Origin of the sequence: Flavobacterium davisii (genome assembly GCF_019565505.1) — a bacterium.
In the GTDB taxonomy this organism is placed as follows: Bacteria; Bacteroidota; Bacteroidia; order Flavobacteriales; family Flavobacteriaceae; genus Flavobacterium; species Flavobacterium davisii.
The window spans coordinates 2,001,507-2,025,456 of the sequence record NZ_CP067378.1; the positions used below are offsets into that span (position 1 = coordinate 2,001,507).

Here is a 23,950-nt window from a genome sequence, read left to right on the forward strand (position 1 = left end):
ATTATAAATTATGGACTTTTTAATATACTTTTTATCTTTGTTCCAATGAAGCAGAATTATCCTAATTATGAAAAATTAAAAAGTAGAACACTGATAGACTATTTGTTTACAAATGGAAAATCCGTTTCAAAATACCCTTTGCGTTTAGTTTTTGCTGAAGTAGCGGAATTAAAAAATACGCGTACAAACATACAAATAGGGGTATCCGTTTCTAAAAAATACTTTAAAAAGGCTGTAGATCGAAATTATTATAAACGAGTACTAAGAGAAATATATCGTTTAAACAAACACGAATTGAAAGGAGTGATTTCGGAAAAAAATACATCATGATGCTCATGTATCAAACCAAAGAACGATTAGATTTTCATGAAATTAATGATAAGATAAAAAGTTTGTTAATCAAATTTAATGAACAATTAAATAAGCAGGAGGTTAAATAACTCCTGCTTTTCTTGCTGCTCTTACTATATCTTCATCACTCCCTATTTCAATATCTAGAAACTTTTTTATATTTGCTTTCCTTTTTTCAATAGAACTCATAGAAAGATTTAGATAGTTCGGAATATTTTTTGTTTTGATACCCTTTGAAAGTAAAGATATAATTTGACGATTTGTTTCATCTAAATATGCTTTATTGGATAATAATTCCTTTACATTATGATCCACTGTAACGCTTCTATAATTTTCTCCTTTTATTATTTTATCAAAAGCTATTAATAATTCATCAGCTGTGAAATCACTTTTTACGAGTATTCCATCTGGATTTACGCGTTTTATCATATCCAATAAAATAATAGATTCAGAGTGAGACGTAAGAAAGATTATTTTTGTATTAGGTCTTTTTTTTCTAATTATTTTAGCTAGATCAATTCCGTTTTCTATATGACCTTCTTTGTATGCAGGTAAGTTATGATCTAGAAAAGCAACGTCAAAATGAGCATTTGATTCTATTATCTTTAAAGCACTTTCACAATTATAAGCAGCCGTAGTATCGATGTTGTATCCAAAATCGTTATATGAAAGAATTACTTTATATCCTTCAATCATAGAAGGATGATCATCCACAATAAGTATTCTAATGTCCATGTTATTTTAAGTGTTAATTTTGTTAGTATGGCAATGATAGATTAATATGAGTACCCTTGTTTATAGTTGAATAAAATTTAACCTCCCCATTCATTGATTTAGCTCTTGAATTAATATTCTTAATTCCTATTCCTTCCTTTACTTTATTTATATCAAAACCCACCCCATTATCTTCTATATCTATAATTAATCTATCAAGTACTTTTTTTATTGATAAAATCACCAATGTTGCATGAGAGTATTTATACGTGTTTTGAAGACATTCTTGTAAAATTCTATAAATGTCAATTTTTACAGAAGTTTCAATGGCTTCCCAAACAATATTGGTGTCTATTTCTAATATATATTCTATATTAATTGCATTGCAATAATCTTCAAATAAATTTTGAATAATTAATTTAAAACTTTCCTTTTCTAAGAAAGTTTCTTGATTTAAATCATGTGAGATATTACGTAATTCCTTTTCTATATTTTGAATGTTTTCAATATGCTTTAAACATTTTTCAATAGTTTCCTGATCTTGTCTTTTTGATAATATGAACAAATTTAAACGAGTACTCGTTAATTTACTCATAACCCCATCATGTAGCTCTTGCGATATTCTCTTTTTTTCTTGTTGTCTGGTATCATTTATTAAATGCTGTTGTTGGAGCATTAGTTTATAAATTTGCTCATTACTTTCTTGCTGTTCCCTTTCAAATTGAAGTTGTTTATTTTTACTACTTTGACTTTTGTTGTTATACAACAAGATTAATAAAATAATCATGCCAGAACTACCAAATAATATGAGCCATCTTTGAGAAGAAATTTGCTCCTTTTCTTCTTGAATAATTTGTTTCTCTGTTAGTATTTCATCCGTTTCATATTCAATTCGAGCAAAACTATTACGTTTGTTAAATTCAACCGTTTGTATGCTATCGCTTAAATTAATATATTCTTCGTATAAGTCATACTGATTTTTTTTATCAATTTTAGAAAGAAGTCTTAGTGCTCTTAATTCATCTTCAAGAATTTTGTTTTCAGAAGCAATTTTTTTTGCATTTCTAAGAAAAGAAATAGCCTTTGGAACATCTTTTTATACAAATAAAGCTCTCCTAAATAAATATTTGAAAGTACAATTCCGGGGATATTGTTGTCTTTTTTTCGGATTTTTAATGATTCATAAAGCTTTTCTTCTGCTATTTCTAAATTATCCAACTGCATTTCGGCATAAGCTTTATTACTAATAAGGGATGAGTATGTATAAGACCCAATTTTTTCCGGATTTGAAAATAACAATCCTTCATCATATTGAACAATTGCCTCATGATAAGCTTTCTTTTTAGAATAGGCTTTTCCTAAATATATATATACTTGTGCTTTTAGAGCTTCATATTGAGGATCTTTTGTTAATAAATTGATGGTAGATAACGCTTTATTATAATATGCAATAGCTTCATCAGGGCTATTTAAGCCTACCAGTACATTTCCAAGATTTAAGTAACAATCATATATTAATCTCGTATAATTAATTGCTTTTGCAATTTTTAAAACCTTTATAAATTCAACTTCTGCACCCGAGAAGTCCTTTTCGTATAGTAATATGTCTGCTTTAGAAAACTTTACACGAGTTAATTCTTTGGTTTTTTTTAATAACTCATAGTTTTTTTCAGATCTAGTAAAATAATAATAAGCACTATCATTTTTGAAATTTAAATAAAAATAATCACCAATATAATGATAACCCTTTGCAATGTCTACAGGATCTTGAGCTTCTTTTGCAAGCTTAAAAGCTATTCTTGAAATACGGAGGTAGTTTTCGGAATCTTCTAGATTATAATACCTTCCAGCCAGTTTAAAGTAACTTTTTCTTAGGCTGGAAGTATTATGTGTATTTTTTTGTAGCTCATTTTCAATTATAATAGCATCTCTTTTCTTGTCTTCTTGTAAAGAAATAGGACTATTGGTATTAGCTGAAGAATCTTCAATGTTTAAATCATGACCTATTTCTACCTCCTTTTTGCAAGAAAAGAGAAAGAACATAAGAGAAATTAGTAATAAACGTCTATTCAAGTTTTTTTTACCAAATTTAAGGAAAACTTTGTTGATATATTCTTTAAATAATGGCAAAGCTTTTGATTTGTTATTTTTAATGATAATATATTACTAAATTGCGATAAATTAATTAAAATGACCTTTTGTGGTTGTTTAGTGTTGTTTGAATAAGTTTGGTATAATCTTATTCTGGTTTTTTAGGTTTAAGAATTGGTTCTCCGTCAGCATCGTTCTCTAATGAGTAATTAGATTGATTTAGGATAGTGCTCTGTTCATCAGTCATTCTAGCAGTAGGATCTATAGAATAAGAGCCATCTCCATTTTCAGTACAAGTTATAGGAGAAATAAATAATAAAAACATACCTGAAAATAAATAAATTTTTTTCATAATTAGCTGATTTTAAGTTGATTACTTAGGGTGTGAAATTAGATGTTTTTTTTTTGAATAAATTACGGTTTTTCCGTATATTTTGTTAATTTTTTTAACAATTATGGCGATTTATAGTATAGGAGATATTCATGGGGCTTATAAAGGATTATTACAAGTAATGGCAATAACTCCTTTAAAACCAGGTGATACACTGATATTTTTAGGTGATTATGTAGATGGTTGGAGCGAAAGTCCTCAGGTTTTAGATTTTTTAATAGACTTAAAAAAAAATTATAATTGTATATATATAAAAGGCAATCATGATGAATTGCTCTTAGATTGGTTACAAAATAAGAATGAAAATACGATGTGGCATGCCAGTGGAGGTAAGACCACTATTGAAGCTTATCAAAATATAAGTAGAGAGGTTAAAGATAAACACATTCATTTTTTATCTAATTTAAAAGAATATCATGTAGAAGATAATAAGCTTTTTGTACATGCAGGATTTACTAATTTAAAAGGAGTAGCGTATGAATATTATCCTAGATTGCTCTATTGGGATAGGACATTATGGGAAATGGCATTGTGTTTAGATCCTGCTATAAGTCCTGAAAGTCCGCTTTTTCCAAAACGCTTAAAAGCATATAAAGAAATTTTTATAGGACATACTCCTGTTACAAATGTAGGTGCTACAGTCCCTTTAAAAAAAGCCAATGTTTGGAATTTAGATACAGGAGCCGCTTTTAACGGTTGTATTACGGTTTTAAATATTGAGAGCAATCAATTTTGGCAAAGCGAACCGATTCATACACTCTATCCTAATGAAAAAGGTAGAAATTAATTACAAGTTTATATATTTGTCAAAAAAATAATTATGAAAAAAATTTTTGTTTTAGTAGCCTCTCTAATAGGATTTGCCTCACAGGCTCAAGAAGCTTATAAAGGAAAAGGAGACACAAAGTTTCACGTAGGAGCTAATTTACAATCAGGCGGGACAGGTTTAAATGTCGGAACTGATATCGGATTAGGAGAAAATATTTCAGTAGGAGTTGTAGCAAATTATTTGTTAGGTGTAAAACCAATTGACGGTGATGACTATGATTTTTTAGATAGAGCAGATCTTAAAGCTCGATTTAACGCAAACATAGGTAAGGTAGTTACATTGCCCGAACAAATAGATGTTTACCCCGGTTTAGATTTAGGATTAAGAAACTTTGGAGGACATTTAGGTGCTCGTTATTTCTTTTCAGAAGGATTCGGATTACAAGTAGAAACAGGAGTTCCTTTTGCTAAATACAAAAAAGATCCAGTAGGATTTGATCGCTTAAATAATCAATTTTATGTTAATTTAAGTGCTGTTTTTAATCTGTAATGAGTGTTATTGAAAAAAAGTTAAAAGATCGTAGTAATTCTAAATGCGAACTTTGCGGAACTGAACACGATTTACAAGTTTATACAGTACTACCTAAAATAACTGAAAGTTTAGAAGATTCCGTATTAGCATGTAAAACCTGTATAGATCAAATTAATAACCCAGAATTAACAGATGCAAATCACTGGCATTGCCTATCTGACTCTATGTGGAATGAGCATTTACCAGTACAAATAGTATCTTGGCGTATGCTTACTCGATTAAATAAAACAGATTTAGTTGATATGATGTATTTAGATGATGAATCGTTAGAATGGGCTAAAGCAACAGGAGAAGGTGTGCAAGAAGATACAATAGTACATAAGGATTCTAATGGAAATGTACTACAAGATGGAGATTCAGTTGTTTTAATTAAAGATCTTGACGTTAAAGGAGCTAATTTTACCGCAAAAAGAGGAGCCGCTGTGCATAATATTAAATTGGTTTGGGATAATCCTGAACAAATTGAAGGTAGAGTGGAAGGACAGTATATTGTTATTTTAACTCAATACGTTAAAAAAACAAAATAAGAACAGTTTAACAGGTTCAAAGATCGTTTTTTATTGAAAAACAATAAAGTATGTTTTTAGAAGATCATCGTATTTTATATCAGAATAAATGATCTTATTTTTTAACTCATTCAGTAATTGTTATTCTAAAAAGGAGTCGCATGAGATTCATTATCAAATGTATTTTGAATAATGCAACTCCTTTTTATGTTGAGGTAAAAAAGATGAACCTAAACACGTGCAGATTTAATCAATCAATACCGCATTTGTTATTTGGTATAGACGGGGTATGATAACGTGATGTCTTTCTTTTTATTGATCATGTAATGTCTTCTATTGTTAGAAGGACAAACAAATCTAAAACATTATTTTATTTTCTCTCTTTTACTCTAGATTATACAATAACATGGTAATGAATTTCTAAAGCCTAACTTAGATTGTTCTTCATTAAAAAATAAATTCTGAAAATAAGAGAAATAGCTATATATAGAGCTGTTTTTTATCCATATTTCCAAAAATATACATGATTTATATAAGTTATAGGTTTTGAACTGGATCTAATAAAGATTTGATTCTATAATTTTGCCTTTTGAGATGATAGCAGATAAAATGTTTTTTTTTTTTTTTGTAAATCTATATTGTTGATTATTAGTTTTTGTGTGAGTAATGTGTTTTTTTGTAAAAAAAAGCTTTAAAAGTTTGGTAATATCAGGAAAATGTGCTTATATTTGCACCAGCAATGCGGAAGTAGCTCAGTTGGTAGAGCTCCAGCCTTCCAAGCTGGTTGTCGCGAGTTCGAGCCTCGTCTTCCGCTCCAAATAAAACCCAAGTGTACACTTGGGTTTTTTGTTGTTTTTTGTTTTTCAAAAGTGTAGATCAAGTTTGAAATTTTCCGTGAACACTTGACTCTATTGGGAAATTTTGTTTCACAATGAAATCTAATGCGGAATCTGGGTTAAAAAAGAAGTTTTTTAGTATTTTTTTAAAAACTTTGCGAACTTTGCGTAAAATTTATGTCTTGAAACAAAAAATTGCCATCACTTCTGTAGCTTCTATGTCCGCTTTGGGCAATCGACCAGAACAAATTTGGAATCATTATTTATCAGATTCTACTTGTATTACTCTCGAAAACTTTAATAATCAAAAAGAATATGTAGCTAAATTGCCTGCAGATTGTAATCTAGAGTTAGATGTTTTACGTCAATCCGATTCAAAATATAAAACATTAGATCAGACCGTTTTAATGGCTGTTTTAACTTCTCGTGATGCTATAAAGCAAGCTGGATGGACCGAAAAAGATGACTTTGGAATTAATATAGGCTCTTCTAGAGGAGCAACTCAGCTTTTTGAATACTATCATAAAGATTTTTTGCAAACAGGAAAAACAGCTACACTTGCTTCTCCAACAACTACTTTAGGAAATATTTCCTCATGGGTAGCACATGATTTGAAGAATAAAGGATTAGCTATCTCCCATTCTATAACCTGTTCTACAGGATTACACTCTTTACTAAATGGGGTAGCTTGGTTACAAGCAGGAATGATGGACAAGTTTTTAGTAGGAGCCAGTGAAGCACCTTTGACAGATTTTACCCTTGCCCAAATGAATGCACTGAAAATATATGCAAAAGAAAATCAACAATATCCTTGTCTTGCGCTAGACTTACAAAAAAATAAAAATACGATGGTGCTGGGAGAAGGGGCTACCTCTATTTGTTTAGATGTGAATTTGAAAACTAACGCATTAGCTTATATTGAAGGAATAGGATTTGCAACAGATGAACTACAACATAATATATCTATTTCAGAAGAAGCACTTTGTTTTCAAAAATCAATGCAAATGGCATTAGGAGAAACCCCTTTAGATTCTATTGATGTTATTGTTATGCACGCGCCGGGGAACAATCAAAGGCGATCGGTCAGAATATAAGGCGATACAAAAAATCTTTAATAACCAATTGCCTTTGCTTACAACTAATAAATGGAAGGCAGGTCATACGTTTGGGACTTCTGGTTTGTTAAGTGTAGAAATGGCTGTTTTAATGATGCAAGTACAGTATTTTATAGGAATTCCGTATTTAAATATTGCTAATAAAACCAAAGCAATCAAAAAAGTATTAGTGAATGCAGTAGGTTTTGGAGGAAATGCAGTAAGTGTTTTATTGTCCGTTTGAAGAAGATAATTCTTCTATTTTTGTTAAAATTAAATAAGATTCATAACCCTTTCTAAAAAGAAAATCGCCTATTTTTCGTTTCTTTTTTGAGGGTGAGACTCTTTTGTATTATTCCATTCTTTTTCTGCTAAATCATTAAAATTTTTTAAATAATCCACTTCTTTTATTTCGTTAAGAGCTGTTTTGATATTGTAATTAGATACTCCGTGTAATTTAAGCTCATTAATAATCCGTGTTTTCCCCATTTTTTATAATTGTGTTTACCTCGAGCAAAAGAACAAGCAAAACGTTCTTCGTTCAAATAATGATGTTCAATTAGATAAACAATATATTCTTCTATTGATTCCTCTGCTACATTTAATAGTTTTAATTTGAGTCTAATATCTCGATGTGATCTCTCTTGGTAAGCACAGTATGATTCTAGTTTTTTTAATATAGAAGGATAAAGCATTTTGTTTTCAAAAAAGTTATATTCTTAAAATTTATAAAGAGCAATTTTAAGAATCGTAAAGATAGCTAAAACAAATAATTATAGTAAGATCGTTTAATACAATTAAATAGTTTGATTAAATAATTTATTTTTTCAAAAACATAAAACATTGATATATAGATAGATGGTGTTAGTGTAATGAGTAAAAATATTTTTTGTAATTATAGTACTCGTAATTTTAATATTTTTTAATGATAGATATTCTTTACGAGTGTTAATAAAAAATTATACTTTTTTTATGTTTTGTTTAATTTTTTCAAAAAATATATTGTAATTTGCTAACTATAAACCAATCAAAATCTTCAACGAATGAGAGTCTGTTTTTCTATTTTAACATTGTTTTTTAGCGTACTTACCTTGGCGCAAAATACAATAACAGGAAGTGTGACTGATGATAAAAATCAGCCTATACCGAGGCGCAAATGTAAAAGTTGCAGGGTCTGCATCAGGTGCATCGTCTGGATTTGATGGAAAATTCACATTAAAAACAAATAGTCAGTTTCCCTTTACTTTAGAGGTCTCGATGATGGGCTATTCTAGTCGAAGTTTGAAAATCAATTCAAAAGATCAAAAAGTAGAGGTCGTTCTAGTTGAACAATCTACTTCCTTAAATGAAATAGTAGTGTCAGCATCACGGGCTCCTGAGAGAATCCTTGAGTCACCTGTAACGATAGAGCGAATGGGGGTAAAAGAAGTGAAAAATACAACGGCTCCTTCTTTTTATGAAGGTTTAGAAAATCTAAAAGATGTGCATTTTAATACTTCTAGTTTTAACTTTAAATCAGTTAATACACGTGGTTTTGCTACAATTGGAAATACTCGTTTTATGCAATTAGTAGACGGTATGGATAACGCATCCCCTGCGTTAAACTTTGCAGTAGGAAACCTCCTCGGTATTTCTGATTTAGATGTGGCAAGTGTAGAGGTTTTGCCGAGTGCTTCATCTGCCCTTTATGGTGCTAACGCATTTAATGGTATTATGTTTATGAACAGTCGTAGTCCCTTCGCTAAAGAAGGTCTGTCAACTTATTTTAAATATGGTCAGACTACTCAAGATGTGGCGGGTACAAATAACTATTTTGATTTAGGAATTAGAGCTGCTAAAAAGTTTACAGATCATTTTGCTGCCAAAGCTAATTTTTCTTATATGGAAGCAACTGAGTGGATGGCAAATGATAGACGTAGTCTAACGCCGGGAGGGATTGGACATGAAGTAAATAGAAATTATGACGGATTGAATATTTATGGAGATGAAGTAAGTACCTTTATTCCTAATGTAGGACAAGTAAGTCGTACAGGATATGCTGAAAAAGAGTTAACAGATGGGAAGATTAATAGTGCGAAGTTTGACGCTTCAATTCATATACGTCCTTGGGTAAATGGAGATTCTAAATTTGCTAAAAATATTGAGATTATAGGACAATATAAAGTAGGAATTGGAAATACTTTATATCAAGGAGCTAATCGTTATGCGTTGAAAAACTTTTTCATGGATCAAATAAAATTAGAAGTAAAAGGAGATAACTTTTTTGCTCGGATTTATAGATCAGGAGAAGATGCTGGAGATTCATATAATTTAGGTTTTGCTGCTTGGAATGTGAATAGAGAAGCTAAATCAGATAAAGCTTGGTTTACGGATTATGGAACAGCTTATGTGTTGTCCAGTACATTATTGGGTTTACCAGCAGATCAAGCAGATAAGAGAGCTCGTGCTTTTGCAGATTATAATACACCATTTGAAATACCTCTCACTCCAAATGGTAATCCTCGTTTAGTGCCGTGAACAGCTACTTTTAATCAAGCATTAACAAAAGTATTGGCAAATTCAGATTTGAATGTAGGAGCTAAACTGGTAGATCGTTCTAGAATTCATCATGGAGATTTGAATTATAATTTTAAAGATGTAATCAAATTTGCAGAAATTCAAGTAGGAGGTTCCGCTCGTAGATACACGATGAACTCAGCAGGTTCTATTTTTACAGATAAATTAGATGAACCTATTACTTATGATGAATATGGCGTTTATACACAAATTCAGAAAAAAATCCATGATGAAAGAGTAAAAGTAACAGCTTCTGTCCGTTATGATAAATCACAAAATTTTAGCGGAAATATTTCTCCCCGATTATCTGTATCTTATGCAGGAGGTAAAGATAAACAACACAATTTTAGAGCCTCTTATCAAACAGGTTTTCGTAATCCAACAACACAAGACCAATATATAGGGCTAAATATAGGTCCCTTAGTGCTAATAGGATCAGCTCCCGATAATTTAGACCGATATTCAGAAACGATTAAGTTAAACGCAAATCCCGGTTTTGCAACCGTAACAGGACGTGATGCTTATACTAGGTCTTTTACAGCTACTTCAGTTACAGTATTTAGACAATCGTTAAATCCAGCAGATTTAAAAGTAGCAGATGTGTCTTTAGTAAAACCCGAAAGAGTACAAGCGTTTGAAGTGGGATATCGTTCAATTTTTAAAGAAATTTCATTTGATTTGAATGCTTATTATAATATTTATAATGATTTTATAAGCAGCTCAAATGTAGTAACGCCTTTGTATGGAGATGTTAGAACTAATTTGCCAACAGCAATATCTGCCTTGCAGAATGCGGATGTTCGCTTATTTCAAGTTTATACAAATTCTAAAAAACAAGTAACATCTTTAGGAGTAGGGATAGGAGTAAATCGTAAGATTGGTAAATTTAATTTGAGTGCAAGCTATAATTATTCCGATTTTAAATACGATGACAGTTTAGATCCTGATTTTGAAGCAGGTTTTAACACTCCTAAGCATCGAGCAAAAGCATCTTTTGGAGGAGAAAACATATTAAAAGGATTTGGGTTTAATGTCAATGCACGTTATAATTCTAAATATTTATGGGAATCAACCATGATAGATGCTTATGTTCCGGAAAATTACGTTTATGATGCGCAGGTTAATACCGCAATTCCTGTTCTTAAATCAGTCATAAAAATAGGAGGGACTAACCTGTTTGGGAAAGACTATATTCAAGTGCCGGGAGCGGGTATGATAGGAAAACAGTATTATATTTCATGGACGATCAATCCGTAATGTTTAATGAAAAAGAATGATTATGATTAAAAATATAAAATGGATCTTATTGGTTTCTTGTGTATTTGTAGCATGTGAAACCAATCTTGAAGAGGAAGCAATAACAGATGTGCCTGTGGTAGCAGGAGATGCTAATTTTTCAAAATATGTAGCAATAGGAGATTCTTATGCTGCTGGTTTTAGCGATGGAGCATTGTTTATTGCAGGACAGTTAAACTCGTATCCAGAACAAATAGCTAGGCAATTTGTAGCAGCTGGAGGAGGAGCCTTTAAATCACCATTAATGGCAGATAATACAGGAGGTTTGTTGTTTGGAGGGGCTCCCTTTCCTCTTGATCCAACACAGTTTTCACCTCGTTTAGTGTTTAGAGGTTTTTTGGATAATGATGCAAGTAAGCCAATTGTGAATTTAGTTTCCAATCAAGGAACTCAAACAACAGAAGCTACTAATATTATGACGGGAGCATTTAATAATGTATCAGTACCGGGAGCTAAATCGTATCATATTGACCTTGTGGGATACGGGAGCGCTCAAGGAAATCCTTATTTCAGACGTTTTGCCTCTTCTCCGGGCGCAACTATGCTGTCAGACGCATTATTACAACAACCTACCTTCTTTTCGTTATGGATAGGTGGTAATGATGTTTTAACTTATGCTACTTCTGGAGGAATTGGGGTGGATCAAAAAGGAAATCTTAATCCAGCTACTTATAATGGTAATGATATTACAGATCCGGCTGTTTTTGCTAATGTATTTAATACAGCTGTTGATCGTTTAACTGTAAATGGAAGAAAAGGAGTAGTAGCCAATTTGCCAAATGTAAATACTTTGCCTTTTTTTACCACGGTATCCTATAATCCAGTTCCAGCTTTGCCTAAAAGTAAAGCCGCTTCTTTAAATCAATTATTTGGAGTTGTAAATCAAATTACAAAAGCATTGAATCTTCCTAATAGATTTGAAGTAATTTCAGAAGATGATAATAACCCTAATACAGTTGAAAAAACAAATCCATTGTTAATTATTGATGAAACCCTAGCGGATTTATCGGGGGCTATAAGAGATAATTTAACTCCTGTTTTGGGTTTGCAAACAGCCACTTTTGTAGGTAATCTTTATGGGAGAGCACGTCATGCTAAAAATAATACAACAGGAAGAGATTATATATTGTTGTCTACAGGAAGTTTAATTGCTCCCCCTAATAATATACAACCAAATGTTCCTAGTGATTTTGCAATTAGAGGAGTTTCTTATCCTTTACAAGATGCTTGGGTTCTAACAATTGATGAGGCATCTAAGATAGCTACAGCTACAGCAGCCTATAATCAAGTGATAGAAAATACAGCCAAAGTAAAAGGATTGGCGTTTTTTGATGCAAAAACAGCAATGGATCAGTTAGTAAAAGGAAATGTACGTTTTGGAAATTATAGTTTGACAGCTGATTTTATTAAAGGAGGCGCTTTTTCATTAGATGGTGTACATCCAAGTCCCAGAGGGTATGCTTTTATTGCCAATAAAATGATGGAAGCAATTAATACACAGTATAAATCTACTTTACGAATGATAGATCTAGGGAAAAAACCCGCTTTGTTTTCAGTTAATATTCCTGCTGGAAGTTATATCAACTAATTCATATACGATTCAATAAAAAACCTCCTGCTAAAATGGGAGGTTTTTTTGTTATATTGAGGGCAGAATTTATATTTTTAAAAAAGAAAATTTTTATATTGGAAATCACAATATTAAAATTATCTTTGCAATCTGAAAAAACACAGCGTTTTTTATAACTAAATAGCTATTTAATAAATACATAAGTATGTCTAAGGTAATAGGAAAAGTTGCGCAAATCATTGGTCCCGTAGTAGACGTGGTTTTCAATGCTGCAGAAGTTGAACTTCCGAAAATTTACGATTCATTAGAAATCACTAATCAAGATGGTACTAAGTTAGTACTTGAAGTACAATCACACATTGGAGAAAATACAGTGCGTACTATCTCTATGGACTCTACTGACGGTTTAAGCCGTGGTGTTGATGTTGTAGCTACAGGTGCTCCTATTCAAATGCCTATCGGTGGTGATATTTACGGTCGTTTGTTCAACGTAGTAGGTGATGCTATTGATGGTTTAGGTGATTTACCAAAAGAAGGTGCTAATGGATTACCAATCCACAGACAAGCTCCTAAATTCGAAGATTTATCAACTTCTTCTGAAGTTTTATTTACAGGTATCAAAGTAATTGATTTGATTGAACCTTATGCAAAAGGAGGTAAAATTGGATTATTCGGTGGTGCTGGTGTAGGTAAAACAGTATTAATTCAAGAGTTGATCAACAATATTGCAAAAGGGCACGGAGGTCTTTCTGTATTCGCAGGAGTAGGAGAAAGAACACGTGAAGGGAATGACTTATTACGTGAGATGTTAGAGTCAGGCATTATTAAATATGGTGATGATTTTATGCACTCTATGGAAAATGGAGGATGGGATTTAACCAAAGTTGATAAAGCTGGTATGAGAGATTCTAAAGCTACTTTCGTATTTGGTCAGATGAATGAACCTCCCGGAGCGCGTGCACGTGTTGCATTATCTGGTTTATCTATTGCTGAGTATTTCCGTGATGGAGCAGGTTCAGATCAAGGTAAAGATGTTCTTTTCTTCGTAGATAATATCTTCCGTTTTACACAAGCAGGTTCAGAGGTATCAGCATTATTAGGACGTATGCCATCTGCTGTAGGTTACCAACCAACATTAGCAACTGAAATGGGGGCTATGCAGGAGCGTATTACTTCTACTAAGAAAGGGTCAATTACATCTGTACAGGCTGTTTATGTACCTGCGGATGACTTAACAGATCCGGCACCAGCTACAACTTTCGCTCACTTAGACGCTACTACTGTATTATCACGTAAAATTGCTGAGTTAGGTATTTATCCAGCGGTAGATCCACTAGATTCTACTTCTCGTATCTTAACGCCAGAAATATTAGGTGCTGATCACTATAATTGTGCTCAGAGAGTAAAAGAAATTTTACAAAAATATAAACAATTACAAGATATCATTGCTATCTTAGGAATGGAAGAATTGTCAGAAGAAGATAAATTAGCCGTATCACGTGCTCGTCGTGTACAACGTTTCTTATCTCAACCATTCCACGTAGCAGAACAATTTACAGGTATTCCGGTGTATTAGTAGATATTAAAGATACTATCAAAGGATTTAATATGATTATCGATGGTGAGTTAGACCACCTGCCAGAGGCTGCTTTCAACTTGAAAGGTACCATCGAAGATGTAATTGAGGCAGGACAAAAAATGTTAGCTGAAGCGTAATTTTAATTGCTTAAAGCCTAAAGCTTAAAGCCTAAAGCAAATAAAAATGATAGTAGAAATTGTATCACCAGAAGCTACATTATTCAAAGGGGAAGTTACTTCAGTAGCGGTTCCCGGCGTTAATGGAGAGTTCCAAATGCTAAATAATCACGCGCCTATCGTGTCATTGTTAGCAAAAGGTAATGTAAAAATTGTAGGTTCAAATGTTAAAATTGCTAAAGAATTTCAAGATAAATTTAGTAAGGTTAATGAACAAACATTTTGGTTACCTATCAATTCAGGAACTATTGAAATGAATGATAATAGAATTATTGTTTTAGCAGACTAAAATGATAATATGATAAAAGAAGGCCAAACAGTAATGTTTGGCTTTTTTTATTAATTTAGTTTTTCATAATAATTAAAATGAAATAAAAAGTAAGCAAAATTAATTATAATTCTAATCTATTTATATTATAAAAAACGAATGAAAAAGATATACTTTCTTTTACCCTTTTTAATCTTAATGATAAGCACGGCAATTGCTCAAACTAATTGTGTTTTACAATTATCAAATGTCAAAACAGGAAAGAAAATTAATATTTGTACAAAAATAGATCCTGATAAAGTAGAGGCCATTTTAGGTAAAGCAATTACTCTTGATAAAGAAATTCAAGAAAAAAACGAACCACCCGTGTTTAATTTTACCTATGATGGATTAACCATGATTATGCAAGATAATCAGTTTAAAAATGTTACAATTACCAATAAAAAATGGAAGATTAATACTATTACCATTGGTACTTTATTTGAAGAAGTAGAAACTAAATATGAGCAAATTAAAAAAATCTATTTTGCAGACTATAAGTTTAAAATTAAGGATAGTAATGGTTTCCTTTTTATTGATGTTGATCATCTTAAAAATGTTAAGCGTTTAGGAGTGGAGTTTTAATTATGGTTAAATTTCCTGATAAATTGAGTTATAAACTAACTCATCGTGCAGAAATCAATGCTTTTCGAACACTTAATTCCCAATCATCTCTAATTGATTTTTCTTCAAATGATTATTTAGGTTTTTCAAAATCAGAAATTCTTTTTGATAAAACACATGAGCTCCTACTTCAAAAAAATATTAAAATAAATGGCGCAACAGGGTCTCGTTTATTAACAGGAAACCATTTGCTTTACACAGAAGTAGAACATTTTATTGCTAATTTTCATAAGGCTGAATCCGCCTTAATTTTTAATTCAGGTTATGATGCGAATGTAGGTTTTTTTGAAAGTATTCCACAAAGAGGAGATGTGATTTTATATGATGAGTTATCTCATGCTTCTATCCGAGATGGAATCCGGTTAAGTAATGCTAAATCATATAAATTTGGACATAATGATATAGAAGATTTAGAACGATTAATTCAAAAATATAAAATTGGATCAGACATTAAACCAATTGATGTTTATGTCGTTGTAGAATCTGTTTATTCTATGGATGGCGATTCTCCTAATCTAGAAGAACTGACTATTTTAACCGAAAAGTACAATTGTTTTTTAATAATAGATGAAGCACATGCTTTGGGCGTTTTTGGAAATAATGGGGAAGGATTGATTCAATTGTTAGGTCTACAAGATCATGTTTTTGCTCGTATTATGACTTTTGGAAAAGGCCTAGGATGTCATGGGGCAGCCATTTTAGGAAGCCAAAAGTTGAAAGATTATATGGTTAACTTTACTAGAAGCTTTATTTACACTACAGGCCTTTCACCTCATACTGTAGCCACTATTTATACCGCTTATAAGATCTTGTCAGCTCAATCAGTTGTAAATGAACAATTAAGAGCTAATATTACTTGCTTTAATCAAACAAAACAAATATTAGGAATAAAGCCTTTATTTGTTTATAGTAAATCTGCTATACAATGTGCTATAATACAAGGAAATGAAAGAGTTAAATCGTTAGCAACTCAATTACAGCAAGCAGGTTTTGATGTGAAACCTATATTATCACCTACAGTGCCTGAGGGGCAAGAACGCTTACGATTTTGTTTGCATTCGTATAATACTACTGAAGAAATTATGGAATTGCTAAATCGGTTTATTATTTTTTATACTAGCCATATATAATCTTAATTCATCCCAAGTAAACTGATCTCCAAATTGTTCCTTTAAAAGACCTAAACTTTCATTTTGATATCCTTCAAATGCCATTTCGAGTTCTTTTATTTTTTTCTAACGTAAGTAAATCAGATAACTGAATTTGTCCCACTAAAATTAATTTAGAAAAATGATTATATATAGTTTGATTCGTAAGTTTTCGTTCTTTAGCAATTTCAAGAATAGATTTGTTTTGTTTCCATAAATTAAGTGTTACTTCCACAGTATTTTGTTTAGTTTCATTAGATGGTTTTCTTTTATTTTTGTTAGTTTCAGTAAAATCAGGTATATAGTTTTCATCTATAAGGCCCGTTATTTGTTTGAATTTTTCTGATAGTTGAGCTACTTTATTAATTTTATAGTATAATATTTCATCTGACTGCATGCTCTTTCTAGTGAGAGGAACTCCTTCTTGCATGTTTTTAACAAGTAATCGCACTTTTTTTAGTCCTAAAATTGATTTTAAAAGTACTTCTTCTAAAAGTAATAATTCATCTATAAAGGTTTTTATTTTTTTAAGTTGTTTTACTTCTACTATTTTTAATAATAATTCGCTGTATTGAATGTCATATTGATTGAAAAAATACTGATATCCTGCTCGACTTCGTTCATCTAAAAAAGTAAGATCTATAGTAGGTTGATTTCCTATTTTTTGTAATTGGGAAATAAATTTTTTAGATGTTTCAGTAAGTTCTGTTAAATTTGTTAATGTTTTTTCAGCCCAATATTTATATTTTAATTTTTGGGAATTGGGTAATTCTTCTTTAAATGAAAAAGAAAAATTACGCCATAATTGCGTCATATTCTGACAATCAAAAGCTCTTATTATTTCTGTAACTAAATAATTTTTAGTTTCTAGATCAAGTGTGTTAGATAAAACAGCTGTGTTAGCCCTGTATTGTGCATAATTAATTATAGCTTGATCAGATGGAATTCCTTGTATATTAATTGGTTTTAATAAGGTAAGTCCGTTTAAATCTTCGAGTCTAGAAAGGGCTACATAAGCTTGACCGAGGAGCAAATACAGATGCCACATCTAATACCGCTTTTTTAAAAGTCAATCCTTGACTTTTGTGTACTGTTATAGCCCAAGCCAATTTTAGTGGATATTGACTAAAAGTGCCTTCTATTTTTTCTTCAACTTCTTGTGTATTGCTATTTAATTCGTAGCGAATGTTTTCCCATGTATATAAATCAACTTCTATGATTTTATTTTCCTCAGGAAATTCTACCAAAATTTCTTCCTTTGAAAGAGATTTAATAATTCCTATTTTGCCATTGTAATAACGTTTTTCAATGCTTGTGTCGTTTTTAATAAACATGACTTGTGCTCCTATTTTTAGTTCCAAAATAGAATCTAAAGGATACATTTTTTCAGGAAAATCACCAATAATTTCAGGTTTATAAAAAACACTATCAAAAGTTAAAGCTTCTAAAGCTTCTCTATTTATGCTATCGGCTTTTGCATTATGAGTCGTAATAACTATTGAGCCTTTATCTTTTTTAATATCAAAATTTGGTTGAACATGTTTGTTTAAAACGGCAATATCCTCGGGAGTAATGCTATTGTTTCTTAAATTGTTAAGTATGTCAATAAAAAAGAATCGGATTGTCTGTAAATTTTATCTAATTCTAAGTATAAAGGAGGCTCTTTTTGTAAAACTTTAGAGTAAAAGAAGTACGTCCCTTGGTAATATTTTTGTAAAATAGACCATTCTTCTTGTTTTATGACTGGAGGTAATTGCCATAAATCGCCAATAAAAAGTATTTGAACTCCTCCAAACGCTTGGTTAGATCTGCGTACTTTTTGTAATATAAAATCTATTGCATCTAACACGTCAGGACGCAACATTGAAACTTCATCTACAATCAATAATTCAAGATTACGAAGAACTTGTTTTTTTGTAGCACTCATTTTAAATAATTTTCCCAAACTTGTTTTGTTTTCAAAGCGGATGGATTCACTTTGTAAAGAATTGGAAGCATAGTCAGGAATAAATGCCGAAAAAGAAAGCTGAAATAAAGAATGAATTGTAACACCTCCAGCATTAAGAGCTGCAATTCCTGTAGGGGCAACTACAGCAGTATTTTTATGAGAAGTAGCAATAATTTCTTTAAGAAGAGTGGTTTTTCCAGTGCCTGCCTTTCCCGTTAAAAAAACGTTTTTATGAGTCTGATTGACAAATTGTAGGGCAAAACGAGCTATATTCGATATGTTTTTCACGTGGCATATATTTTTGATTATCAAATTTATAAAATAAATCTTTTCATAAGATTTTAATAACGGAATTTAATCCAGATTCTATATTGAACTTCGTTGAGAAACAAAAAAATCAATAGATTAAACTCCTCACTGAAAATTTTAGAAAAAGAAATAGGGAACTTTTTGGGGTTAAAATGGAGTACATTACATGCTTGAATTTGAAAAGAAATAAAGTCGAATAGATTTTGCTTATTCACTTTGTTCTAATACTAAATTTTGATTTAAATAAAGGGTTTATAATTGTTTGTAAAGGTCTTTTTTATATTTCAACTGTCTTTACTTCGTAGCCTTGTTATATTGCGCAAGAAAGCAAAGATTTATAAGAAAATACCTATCTTTCACTTTAATCCAAAAAGTTTAAACCATTTCACTATGTATTTTTTGATTGTGTAGAACTACTTTAAAATTTACTTCCTTAATTTTGCAAATAAAGATTTTTTATGCGAAAAATATATTATCTCAAAACATGTAGTACATGTCAACGTATACTAAAAACATTACCGGCATTAGATACCTTCATTTTGCAGGATATCAAGACAGAACCAATGACGGTTGAACAAATTGATGAAATGAAAGAGTTGGCAGGTAGTTATGAAGCTTTATTTAGTAAAAGAGCAACCTTGTATAAAGAAAAGGGATTAAAAGATCAAATCTTAATAGAAGCAGATTATAAAAGATATATTTTAGAACATTATACGTTTTTATCACGTCCTATAATGATCGTTGATGGAAAAATATTTGTAGGGAATAGTTCTAAAGTTATAGAAGCAGTCCAAAATTTCTTAAAAAATGAGTAAAAGAACTTGGGCTTTAATAGCCGCTTGGTGTGTGGCTATCATTTATGGAATAACTTTTACTGTTGCAAAAGACGTAATGCCAAAGTATATCAATCCTTTTGGTTTTATATTCTTACGTGTTGGAGGAACTTTATTTCTATTTTGGCTAGTCACTTTGTTTGTTAAAACGGAACGTGTAGAAAAAAGAGATTTTCCAAGAATTATTGCGGCTTCATTTTTTGGAGTGGCATTTAATATGCTAACCTTTTTTAAAGGACTTAGTTATACTTCTCCTATTATGGGAGCTGTTTTAATGGTAACTACACCGATGATTGTTTTAGTACTTTCTGCAATTATTATGAAAGAAAGAATGGAAAAACAAAAAGTGATAGGAATATTATTAGGTTTAGCAGGTACCATGAGCCTAATACTTTATGGGAAATCTTTAAAGAATGCTCCGAATGCTAGTTTCGGTAATTTTTTAGTTTTTGTTAATGCCGTTTCGTATGGTTTTTACCTGATTATTGTTAAAAAACTAATGAATAAATATCATGCTTTGTCTTTTGTAAAATGGATTTATTTCTTCGGTTTTTTAATGGTTATTCCATTTGGATGGGATGAATTTCAAGTAGTAAATTGGGCTACTGTTCCTACATCGGCATTTTTAAAAATAGGTTTTGTAATAGTGTTTTCAACCTTTTTAACTTACCTTTTAAATTTGTTGTCAATGCGAGAACTAAAACCAACGACTGTCGCTACTTTTATTTATTTACAACCGTTTTTCGCTTCAATTTTTGCTATTGGTTTAGGTAAAGATGAATTAAGCTGGATAAAAGTAGGTTCAGCTATTTTAATTTTTATAGGAATATATCTTGTAACACAAAAAACAAGTTTGTTAAAAAAATAAAATATCAGTTTTCTAGTAGATTTTTGGAAAAAAGACAGAACCGAGTCCTGTCTTTTTTTTTGTTTTTATCTTTTTAATAATCAGTTAGATAGAATTATAATGCTTTCAACGATTATTTGTTTCTTTCAACGATTATTTTTGGATAAAAGGGGTGTTCATTGTAGTTTTGATCTACCATTACAGTAAGTAGGTTAAGTTATGGTAGATTTGGGGCAAAAAAGACAGGACTCGGTTCTGTCTTTTTTTATTTTATATCTTTTGATAATCAGTTAGATAGCGTTATAGTGTTTTTAACGATTATTCTTTTCTTTCAACGATTATTTTTGGATAAAAGGGGTGTTCATTGTAGTTTTGATCTACCATTACAGTAAGTAGGTTAAGTTATGGTAGATTTGGGGCAAAAAAGACAGGACTCGGTTCTGTCTTTTTTTATTTTATATCTTTTGATAATCAGTTAGATAGCGTTATAGTGCTTTTAACGATTATTCGTTTCTTTCAACGATTATTTTTGGATAAAAGGGGTGTTCATTGTAGTTTTGATCTACCATTACAGTAAGTAGGTTAAGTTATGGTAGATTTGGGGCAAAAAAGACAGGACTCGGTTCTGTCTTTTTTTATTTTATATCTTTTGATAATCAGTTAGATAGTGTCATAGTGCTTTTAACGATTATTCGTTTCTTTCAACGATTATTTTTGGATAAAAAGGACGTTCATTGTAGTTTTGATCTACCATTACAGTAAGTAGGTTAAGTTATGGTAGATTTGGGGCAAAAAAGACAGGACTCGGTTCTGTCTTTTTTTTATTTTATATCTTTTGATAATCAGTTAGATAGCGTTATAGAGCTTTTAACGATTATTCGTTTCTTTCAACGATTATTTTTGGATAAAAGGGGTGTTCATTGTAGTTTTGATCTACCATTACAGTAAGTAGGTTAAGTTATGGTAGATTTGGGGCAAAAAAGACAGGACTCGGTTCTGTCTTTTTTATTTCATTTCTTTGTTCTATAAAAATAACTATTATATTTTCAACGATTATTCATCCTCTTTAACGATTATTTTTGGAAAAAAAGTACTACAAGACTAGCTTTGGGGTACCACTTAGTAAGTTAAGTTTATGGTAAATTTGGGGCAAAAGAGGCAGAATATAATTCTGTCTTTTTTATTTATATTTTGAATAAAAAGAGCAAGCGGAAACTTTTAGAGCTGAAATCAAGCAGAAAATATAACTTTTAACTCAGATTTTAGGTTAGGTTTTGTTGTGAAAAAAAAACAATAATAATTCAAGTGCTTACGAAAAATTTTAGAAGAAGATATAGAGAACTATTTTAATGATTAAAATTTGATTACGTGCTTAAATTGGAAGAAAAATAAAGTGAATAGATAGGCTTCAGTAATTAACTTCGATTGAGTTTAATGCGCAATTTGGGTTTAGTAAGAATTCGTTAATCTAGTTATGAAAAGAAAAAGGCTTAAATAATTTTGATTTATTCAAGCCCTTGTAAAATTAGGATTTATAGATTTGATTTTCTTTTTTTATATCAGCTGTTTTTCCTTTTGCATCGATTGTTATTGATTTTATATTTTGTTTTAAAGAAGGGATTTTAAAATCATAAGTTGGATAGGCCCAATCCCAACCTTCTAAAACGTGTCTTTTTAAATTAGAATCATTAGGTTTGGACCAGCGCATAGCTGTTTGGGGTACATAATATAATTCTTGTACTCCGTTTTCATAAGTAACGGTTATTTCAAGAGGCATAGCTATTCTACCTATTCGCTCTAAAGTAACTTTTGTTAGTTCATTTTCTTCAATGACTTGTTTAATCGCATAATCAATAGTATTGGTTGTTTTAGTCCATTCTGTGAGATACCAATCTAAATTAGCTCCTGTTACTTTTTCGGCTGTGTGAATAATATCTGTTGGAGTTGGATGTGTAAATTTAAAGTCTGCATAATAACGTTTTAAAACTTTTAGTAAATTTTCTTTTCCTATAAGATATTCTAATTGAGTTAGAAATAGATTACCTTTACTATAAGCTTGAATGCTATAAGGTCTATTTTCATCATAATGATCAGCGTGCGTTGTTTGCGGTTGTTCTTTTCCCGATTTGACTAATGAAAAATAGGCTTTATAGGAATCTTCATGAGGATTTTCTGCTTTTTTTTCCGTTATTTCATTTAGCCCATAATTTTCCAGCCAAGTTGTAAAACCTTCATCCATCCAGCTGTGTTTGCTTTCATTAGTTGCTAAAATATGTTGAAACCAAGAATGTGCCATTTCATGAGCGGTAACCCCAATTAAGCCTTCTTGAGTTCCTTCTCCTAAAATTAAAGTACACATTGCATATTCCATCCCCCCATCACCGCCTTGTATGACAGAATATTGTTTGTAAGGATATGAGCCAACGGTTTTGTTATATATATCCATTAACTGAGAAGTTTTGGATTGTAAATTTTTCCAATTTTGAATAATTTCGGGTTTGTTTTGATATAAGAAATGTAAAGTAACGCCATCAGGTCGAATTAATTTGTCATGAAGATATTCTTTGTCAGCAGCCCAAGTAAAATCATGAACTTGAGGAGCTATAAAATGCCAAGTTAAGGTTTTGCTTTTTTTAGGATATACTACTTTAAACTCTTTGTCTTCGTAGCCTTTTCCTATTTCATTTCCGTTTTGAAGATAACCACTTCCTCCTAAAACATAATCTTTATCAATGGTAATTTTAACATCAAAATTTCCCCAAACGCCATGAAACTCACGGCCGATATAAGGGTCTGCTTGCCACCCATCTATATCATATTCAGCCATTTTAGGGTACCATTGCGACATAGATAGTTCGATTCCTTCTTTGTTGTTTCTACCACTTCTACGAATTTGAATGGGAACCTGTCCGTCAAAATCCATTGTGAAAACAGTAGATGATTTAGGAATTAGAGGTTTTGCTAAATCTACTTCCAAAATAGTACTAACTTGTTTACTTGTAACTGTTATACCGTCTTGTTTCAGATTGTTTACATATAAATATCCTATTTCATTTGGTTGTAGGTTATTAATTTTACTTTCTTTTACTTCTTTACCATCTACTTTTACTTTGTTTACCATGCGCCCATCAGGATCTTTAATTGATTTTAAACGCGCATCCATAGGACTGTTAGGTTGAAAAGCGTTATTGTAAAGATGAATGTATACTCTTTTTAGAGTATCAGGTGAATTATTAGTATAAACTAAAGTTTGTTTTCCTTTATATTGATATTTTTTTATGTCCATATTGACTTCCATTTTGTAATCAACATGTTGTTGCCAATAACCGGGGATTAGGATTTTTTGAGCTAAGGATAATAAGGGGAAAAGGAATAATGCGTATTTTTTCATATCTATTAAATAAAAAGAAGGGA

25 protein-coding genes, 1 tRNA gene and 2 pseudogenes are annotated in these 23,950 nt (G+C 31.0%); 16 read left to right on the plus strand and 12 right to left on the minus strand.

What is annotated here, in order from left to right:
• The first annotated feature begins 45 nt into the window (after nucleotides 1-45).
• Nucleotides 46-440, plus strand: a pseudogene (gene rnpA, locus JJC05_RS09685) (ribonuclease P protein component).
• On the opposite strand, the gene JJC05_RS09690 reads toward rnpA, so the two are convergent.
• From JJC05_RS09690 to JJC05_RS09705, 4 genes are all read right to left on the minus strand, one after another.
• Complete coding sequence (locus JJC05_RS09690; RefSeq protein WP_088391236.1) at nucleotides 433-1,086, minus strand: response regulator; 654 nt, start codon at nucleotides 1,084-1,086, stop codon at nucleotides 433-435. The pseudogene rnpA and the gene JJC05_RS09690 sit on opposite strands and share 8 nt — an antisense overlap.
• 22 nt (nucleotides 1,087-1,108) lie before the next feature.
• Nucleotides 1,109-1,852: a sensor histidine kinase gene (locus tag JJC05_RS09695; RefSeq protein WP_235877319.1), complete on the minus strand. Its 744-nt coding sequence runs from the start codon at nucleotides 1,850-1,852 to the stop codon at nucleotides 1,109-1,111.
• A gap of 227 nt (nucleotides 1,853-2,079) precedes the next feature.
• Nucleotides 2,080-3,138, minus strand: a complete 1,059-nt coding sequence (locus JJC05_RS09700) for a tetratricopeptide repeat protein (RefSeq protein WP_235877320.1) — start codon at nucleotides 3,136-3,138, stop codon at nucleotides 2,080-2,082.
• Between the two features lie 166 nt (nucleotides 3,139-3,304).
• The gene (locus JJC05_RS09705) at nucleotides 3,305-3,508 is read right to left on the minus strand and encodes a hypothetical protein (protein ID WP_105195583.1); all 204 of its coding nucleotides are present in this window, start codon (nucleotides 3,506-3,508) and stop codon (nucleotides 3,305-3,307) included.
• Nucleotides 3,509-3,611: 103 nt separating this feature from the next.
• On the opposite strand from JJC05_RS09705, the gene JJC05_RS09710 reads away from it, so the two are divergent.
• From JJC05_RS09710 to JJC05_RS18250, 6 genes are all read left to right on the plus strand, one after another.
• Complete coding sequence (locus tag JJC05_RS09710) at nucleotides 3,612-4,334, plus strand: metallophosphoesterase family protein (protein ID WP_105195584.1); 723 nt, start codon at nucleotides 3,612-3,614, stop codon at nucleotides 4,332-4,334.
• Nucleotides 4,335-4,367: 33 nt separating this feature from the next.
• Nucleotides 4,368-4,865 carry a DUF6646 family protein gene (locus JJC05_RS09715; protein ID WP_164849089.1) on the plus strand — a complete coding sequence of 166 codons (498 nt, stop codon included), beginning with the start codon at nucleotides 4,368-4,370 and terminating at the stop codon, nucleotides 4,863-4,865.
• A complete protein-coding gene (locus JJC05_RS09720; protein WP_105195585.1) occupies nucleotides 4,865-5,434 on the plus strand; it encodes a PhnA domain-containing protein in 570 nt (189 codons plus the stop codon). The genes JJC05_RS09715 and JJC05_RS09720 overlap by 1 nt, the downstream gene beginning before the upstream one ends.
• Nucleotides 5,435-6,154: 720 nt before the next feature.
• Nucleotides 6,155-6,230 (plus strand) — tRNA-Gly (locus tag JJC05_RS09725).
• A gap of 201 nt (nucleotides 6,231-6,431) precedes the next feature.
• On the plus strand, nucleotides 6,432-7,343 hold the full coding sequence (locus JJC05_RS09730) for a beta-ketoacyl synthase N-terminal-like domain-containing protein (protein ID WP_309597296.1): 912 nt from the start codon (nucleotides 6,432-6,434) through the stop codon (nucleotides 7,341-7,343).
• Nucleotides 7,288-7,587 (plus strand): beta-ketoacyl-[acyl-carrier-protein] synthase family protein, encoded by a 300-nt coding sequence (locus tag JJC05_RS18250; protein ID WP_309597297.1) that lies wholly within the window; start codon nucleotides 7,288-7,290, stop codon nucleotides 7,585-7,587. The genes JJC05_RS09730 and JJC05_RS18250 overlap by 56 nt, the downstream gene beginning before the upstream one ends.
• Here JJC05_RS18250 and JJC05_RS18845 read toward each other — a convergent pair.
• Genes JJC05_RS18845 through JJC05_RS18850 form a run of 3 tightly spaced genes read right to left on the minus strand, consistent with a single transcriptional unit; the run spans nucleotide 7,573 to nucleotide 8,038 of the window.
• Nucleotides 7,573-7,659, minus strand: coding sequence for a hypothetical protein (locus JJC05_RS18845; RefSeq protein ID WP_374226359.1), 87 nt, complete (start codon nucleotides 7,657-7,659; stop codon nucleotides 7,573-7,575). The genes JJC05_RS18250 and JJC05_RS18845 overlap by 15 nt on opposite strands.
• Nucleotides 7,656-7,832, minus strand: a complete 177-nt coding sequence (locus tag JJC05_RS18255) for a hypothetical protein (protein ID WP_309597298.1) — start codon at nucleotides 7,830-7,832, stop codon at nucleotides 7,656-7,658. Before JJC05_RS18255 ends, JJC05_RS18845 begins: the two co-directional genes overlap by 4 nt.
• Nucleotides 7,751-8,038 (minus strand): regulatory protein RecX, encoded by a 288-nt coding sequence (locus JJC05_RS18850; RefSeq protein WP_374226285.1) that lies wholly within the window; start codon nucleotides 8,036-8,038, stop codon nucleotides 7,751-7,753. Before JJC05_RS18850 ends, JJC05_RS18255 begins: the two co-directional genes overlap by 82 nt.
• Nucleotides 8,039-8,468: 430 nt before the next feature.
• Between JJC05_RS18850 and JJC05_RS18260 the strand changes: the two genes are divergently transcribed.
• The 7 genes and pseudogenes from JJC05_RS18260 (at nucleotide 8,469) to JJC05_RS09765 (ending at nucleotide 16,581) form a co-directional block, all read left to right on the plus strand.
• Nucleotides 8,469-9,860: a carboxypeptidase-like regulatory domain-containing protein gene (locus JJC05_RS18260; RefSeq protein WP_309597299.1), complete on the plus strand. Its 1,392-nt coding sequence runs from the start codon at nucleotides 8,469-8,471 to the stop codon at nucleotides 9,858-9,860.
• Nucleotides 9,861-9,893: 33 nt separating this feature from the next.
• A complete protein-coding gene (locus JJC05_RS18265) occupies nucleotides 9,894-11,156 on the plus strand; it encodes a TonB-dependent receptor domain-containing protein (protein WP_309597300.1) in 1,263 nt (420 codons plus the stop codon).
• A 22-nt stretch (nucleotides 11,157-11,178) separates the two neighbouring features.
• Nucleotides 11,179-12,783 carry an SGNH/GDSL hydrolase family protein gene (locus JJC05_RS09745; RefSeq protein WP_105195604.1) on the plus strand — a complete coding sequence of 535 codons (1,605 nt, stop codon included), beginning with the start codon at nucleotides 11,179-11,181 and terminating at the stop codon, nucleotides 12,781-12,783.
• A gap of 187 nt (nucleotides 12,784-12,970) precedes the next feature.
• Nucleotides 12,971-14,481: pseudogene (gene atpD / locus JJC05_RS09750) on the plus strand (F0F1 ATP synthase subunit beta).
• A 46-nt stretch (nucleotides 14,482-14,527) separates the two neighbouring features.
• Nucleotides 14,528-14,809: a F0F1 ATP synthase subunit delta/epsilon gene (locus JJC05_RS09755; RefSeq protein WP_088391225.1), complete on the plus strand. Its 282-nt coding sequence runs from the start codon at nucleotides 14,528-14,530 to the stop codon at nucleotides 14,807-14,809.
• Between the two features lie 138 nt (nucleotides 14,810-14,947).
• Nucleotides 14,948-15,412, plus strand: a complete 465-nt coding sequence (locus JJC05_RS09760) for a hypothetical protein (protein ID WP_123901243.1) — start codon at nucleotides 14,948-14,950, stop codon at nucleotides 15,410-15,412.
• A gap of 2 nt (nucleotides 15,413-15,414) precedes the next feature.
• The gene (locus tag JJC05_RS09765; protein ID WP_088391221.1) at nucleotides 15,415-16,581 is read left to right on the plus strand and encodes an aminotransferase class I/II-fold pyridoxal phosphate-dependent enzyme; all 1,167 of its coding nucleotides are present in this window, start codon (nucleotides 15,415-15,417) and stop codon (nucleotides 16,579-16,581) included.
• Here the strand turns inward: JJC05_RS09765 and JJC05_RS18270 are convergent.
• The 4 genes from JJC05_RS18270 to JJC05_RS18285 form a co-directional block, all read right to left on the minus strand.
• Entirely contained in the window at nucleotides 16,543-16,665 is a 123-nt protein-coding gene (locus tag JJC05_RS18270; RefSeq protein WP_309597301.1) for a hypothetical protein, read from the minus strand. The two genes, JJC05_RS09765 and JJC05_RS18270, sit on opposite strands and share 39 nt — an antisense overlap.
• Nucleotides 16,655-17,647, minus strand: a complete 993-nt coding sequence (locus JJC05_RS18275; protein WP_309597302.1) for a helix-turn-helix domain-containing protein — start codon at nucleotides 17,645-17,647, stop codon at nucleotides 16,655-16,657. The genes JJC05_RS18270 and JJC05_RS18275 overlap by 11 nt, the downstream gene beginning before the upstream one ends.
• Nucleotides 17,598-17,981, minus strand: a complete 384-nt coding sequence (locus JJC05_RS18280) for a hypothetical protein (RefSeq protein ID WP_309597303.1) — start codon at nucleotides 17,979-17,981, stop codon at nucleotides 17,598-17,600. Before JJC05_RS18280 ends, JJC05_RS18275 begins: the two co-directional genes overlap by 50 nt.
• Nucleotides 17,982-18,184: 203 nt before the next feature.
• Complete coding sequence (locus JJC05_RS18285; protein WP_309597304.1) at nucleotides 18,185-18,835, minus strand: AAA family ATPase; 651 nt, start codon at nucleotides 18,833-18,835, stop codon at nucleotides 18,185-18,187.
• Between the two features lie 479 nt (nucleotides 18,836-19,314).
• Here JJC05_RS18285 and JJC05_RS09775 point away from each other — a divergent pair, with 479 nt between their 5' ends.
• Nucleotides 19,315-19,671, plus strand: coding sequence for an arsenate reductase family protein (locus JJC05_RS09775; protein ID WP_088391217.1), 357 nt, complete (start codon nucleotides 19,315-19,317; stop codon nucleotides 19,669-19,671).
• Entirely contained in the window at nucleotides 19,664-20,557 is an 894-nt protein-coding gene (locus tag JJC05_RS09780) for a DMT family transporter (RefSeq protein ID WP_088391215.1), read from the plus strand. Before JJC05_RS09775 ends, JJC05_RS09780 begins: the two co-directional genes overlap by 8 nt.
• A gap of 1,504 nt (nucleotides 20,558-22,061) precedes the next feature.
• On the opposite strand, the gene JJC05_RS09785 is transcribed toward JJC05_RS09780, so the two are convergent.
• The gene (locus JJC05_RS09785) at nucleotides 22,062-23,927 is read right to left on the minus strand and encodes a M1 family metallopeptidase (protein WP_235877321.1); all 1,866 of its coding nucleotides are present in this window, start codon (nucleotides 23,925-23,927) and stop codon (nucleotides 22,062-22,064) included.
• Between the last annotated feature and the right edge of the window lie 23 nt (nucleotides 23,928-23,950).

Bases quoted from the DNA above. Each gene is read 5' to 3' on its own strand.
- JJC05_RS09690 (WP_088391236.1), bottom strand. From the start codon at position 1,086: ATGGACATTAGAATACTTATTGTGGATGATCATCCTTCTATGATTGAA.
- JJC05_RS09695 (WP_235877319.1), bottom strand. From the start codon at position 1,852: ATGATTATTTTATTAATCTTGTTGTATAACAACAAAAGTCAAAGTAGT.
- JJC05_RS09705 (WP_105195583.1), bottom strand. From the start codon at position 3,508: ATGAAAAAAATTTATTTATTTTCAGGTATGTTTTTATTATTTATTTCT.
- JJC05_RS09710 (WP_105195584.1), top strand. From the start codon at position 3,612: ATGGCGATTTATAGTATAGGAGATATTCATGGGGCTTATAAAGGATTA.
- JJC05_RS09715 (WP_164849089.1), top strand. From the start codon at position 4,368: ATGAAAAAAATTTTTGTTTTAGTAGCCTCTCTAATAGGATTTGCCTCA.
- JJC05_RS09720 (WP_105195585.1), top strand. From the start codon at position 4,865: ATGAGTGTTATTGAAAAAAAGTTAAAAGATCGTAGTAATTCTAAATGC.
- JJC05_RS18250 (WP_309597297.1), top strand. From the start codon at position 7,288: ATGTTATTGTTATGCACGCGCCGGGGAACAATCAAAGGCGATCGGTCA.
- JJC05_RS18255 (WP_309597298.1), bottom strand. From the start codon at position 7,832: ATGGGGAAAACACGGATTATTAATGAGCTTAAATTACACGGAGTATCT.
- JJC05_RS18850 (WP_374226285.1), bottom strand. From the start codon at position 8,038: ATGCTTTATCCTTCTATATTAAAAAAACTAGAATCATACTGTGCTTAC.
- JJC05_RS18260 (WP_309597299.1), top strand. From the start codon at position 8,469: ATGATAAAAATCAGCCTATACCGAGGCGCAAATGTAAAAGTTGCAGGG.
- JJC05_RS09745 (WP_105195604.1), top strand. From the start codon at position 11,179: ATGATTAAAAATATAAAATGGATCTTATTGGTTTCTTGTGTATTTGTA.
- JJC05_RS09755 (WP_088391225.1), top strand. From the start codon at position 14,528: ATGATAGTAGAAATTGTATCACCAGAAGCTACATTATTCAAAGGGGAA.
- JJC05_RS09760 (WP_123901243.1), top strand. From the start codon at position 14,948: ATGAAAAAGATATACTTTCTTTTACCCTTTTTAATCTTAATGATAAGC.
- JJC05_RS09765 (WP_088391221.1), top strand. From the start codon at position 15,415: ATGGTTAAATTTCCTGATAAATTGAGTTATAAACTAACTCATCGTGCA.
- JJC05_RS18270 (WP_309597301.1), bottom strand. From the start codon at position 16,665: ATGGCATTTGAAGGATATCAAAATGAAAGTTTAGGTCTTTTAAAGGAA.
- JJC05_RS18275 (WP_309597302.1), bottom strand. From the start codon at position 17,647: ATGTGGCATCTGTATTTGCTCCTCGGTCAAGCTTATGTAGCCCTTTCT.
- JJC05_RS18280 (WP_309597303.1), bottom strand. From the start codon at position 17,981: ATGTATCCTTTAGATTCTATTTTGGAACTAAAAATAGGAGCACAAGTC.
- JJC05_RS09775 (WP_088391217.1), top strand. From the start codon at position 19,315: ATGCGAAAAATATATTATCTCAAAACATGTAGTACATGTCAACGTATA.
- JJC05_RS09780 (WP_088391215.1), top strand. From the start codon at position 19,664: ATGAGTAAAAGAACTTGGGCTTTAATAGCCGCTTGGTGTGTGGCTATC.
- JJC05_RS09785 (WP_235877321.1), bottom strand. From the start codon at position 23,927: ATGAAAAAATACGCATTATTCCTTTTCCCCTTATTATCCTTAGCTCAA.